The following is a 2,218-nucleotide window of genomic DNA, read 5'->3' as shown; positions in this document are numbered from 1 at the left end:
ACCCGTAACCAGCACCGTGCCTTCCGGAGAGAGCGGTGCCGCCACCGGCAGTTGCTTCTCCGCCTCGGCGGAGTGGTCGTCCGTCGTGTGCGCGGGCGACTGACCGGACATGGATGCGGGTGCCATGCGAGCGCGTGTGATCCGTACAAGTCGTGCGGTGCGGATCTCGCCATCACGAATCGCGATCTCCGGTTCGTCGACCACGGCGATCGCGCGGGGCAGCAGCGCTTCGTCGGCACTGCTGTTCCCCAGGTCGATGAGGCGGATCACGCGCTCGGGGTGTTCGCTGCGGGCGGCCCGCAGCAGCCCCCACAGCGGGGCGTGCGCGAGGTCACGGACATCGTCGTCCGCACCCACCGCCGAACGCGTGATCCACACCAGCTCGGTGGCTTCCAGACGAGGTTCGTTCAGCAGACGCTGCAGAGTACGCAGTGCCGAAGCCGTCAGCTCCTGCGCAGCACCTGAGATGTCCTCGTCTCCGCCTGCCGGCGTTCCCGCCGCGCCGGCCGTCGTTGTATCCACGGCCAGTCGAGCGGGCGCTTTCCTCCCGTCTTCGAGGTGGGCAAGCAGAGCATCCACATCAGCCACATGGTCGGCCTCCAAAATGGAGGACAACCCGGCGTTGTCGCCGAGGACCCATGTACCGGCCGCCGGTGTCGCTTCCTCCTGCAGCAGGCGCGGCGTCCGGAACTCGACTCGGTAGAGGTGATCGACCGACTCACCGGCCCGGACCTGTTCAGGGGTGGCTTCGCGGATCGCCAGCCCCTGCGCCTGGAGCACGGGCCGTCCGTCCGGATCCGTCACACGGACACGGGCATTGGTCTGCGTGTCGTCGAGTTCGATGTGGACTTGGAGTTCTGTGGTGTTGGTGGTGAAGAGTTCGACGTCGGTCCACTCGAAGGGCAGGTATACGAACTGTTCGTGCTTGCCGTCTTCTTCGTGGCGTGCGCCGATGAGGGTGTGCAGGGCGGCGTCCAGCAGGGCGGGGTGGATGCCGAAACCCTCGGTCGTGAGCCCCTCGGGCAGGCGGACGCGTCCGTAGGCGGTGTTGTCCTTGCGCCACAACTCCACCAGGCCCTGGAAGGCCGGACCGTAGCCGAGACCACGCGCGGCAAACGCCTCGTAGAAACCCTCCAGCTCCACCTGCTCGGCACCGGCCACCGGCCAGCGATCCAGCTCCACAAAGGCCTGGGGGATGTCGGAGTCGGTGGTTTCGGCGAGCCTTCCGGTGGCGTGCCGGCGCCAGGGGGTGTCGCCAGGAGCGTTCTCGGGACGGCTGTAGATGGTGATCTCGCGCTGCCCGTCACCCGTTTCGGCGCCGACCACGACCTGCAGACGAACCGGGGTGTCCTCGGTGAGGACCAACGGCTCGAGCAGCGTCAGCTCGGCAACCCGGTCGGCTCCGATGTGGTGGGCGGCGGTCAGGGCAAGCTCCAGCAGCCCCGTGCCCGGCACCAGCACGGTGCCGAAGACCGCATGCTCCGCCAACCACGACTGATCAGCCAGCGACAAACGCCCCGTGAAGAGATACCCCTCATCAGAAGCCGTGGCCGTCACCGCCCCCAACCAGGGATGCTCCGATACTTCCAGGCCGATCGAGCGTGCATCCCCGGTGGGGCGGCGGACCTCCAGCCAGTAGCGTTCACGCTGGAAGGGGTAGGTGGGCAGCTCTGCCACACTCCCACCGTCCTGGGGCAGCAGGCGGTCCCAGTCCAGCTGATGACCATGCACATGCAGCAGACCGGCGTTGCGCAGCAGCTGGGCACGGTCGCCGCGGTTACGGGCCAGTGAGCCCACCACCACACCACCCTGTGCGGTGCAGGCGTCGGTCAGCGGCATGGCCAGCACCGGATGCGCGGAGACCTCCACGAACACCGTGTGCCCGTCGTCCAGCAGCCGCTGCAGTGCCCGGTCGAACCGCACCGGCTCGCGCAGATTCCGGCACCAGTAGCCGCCGTCCAGCTCCGGGCCCTCCAGCACCTGGCCGGTGACCGTGGAATACAGCGGTATGCGCGCTCGTGTGGGGGTCAGGTTGGCGAACCCGGCTTCCAGGTCGGGCAGCAGCGGGTCCATCTGCGCATGATGCGAGGCATAGTCGACATTGATCCGCCGCGCATACACCCCCCGCTTCTGCAGCCGCTCCACCAGCTCCGCGACCGCCTCCGCCTGCCCGGAAACCACCGTGGAAGACGCCGTATTGACCGCCGCCACCGACAAC

1 protein-coding gene is annotated in these 2,218 nt (G+C 68.1%); it reads right to left on the bottom strand.

Annotated features, from left to right (window positions below; genetic code table 11):
- A partial coding sequence (locus CCN35_RS17680) for an acyltransferase domain-containing protein (RefSeq protein ID WP_143631606.1) occupies positions 1-2,218 on the bottom strand: 2,218 nt, incomplete at both ends.

This window comes from Streptomyces thermovulgaris (assembly GCF_002155915.1).
Taxonomy (GTDB): Bacteria; Actinomycetota; Actinomycetes; order Streptomycetales; family Streptomycetaceae; genus Streptomyces; species Streptomyces thermovulgaris.
The sequence above is the reverse complement of the archived record's forward strand: the minus strand, read 5'-3'. Positions and strand labels throughout refer to the sequence as shown.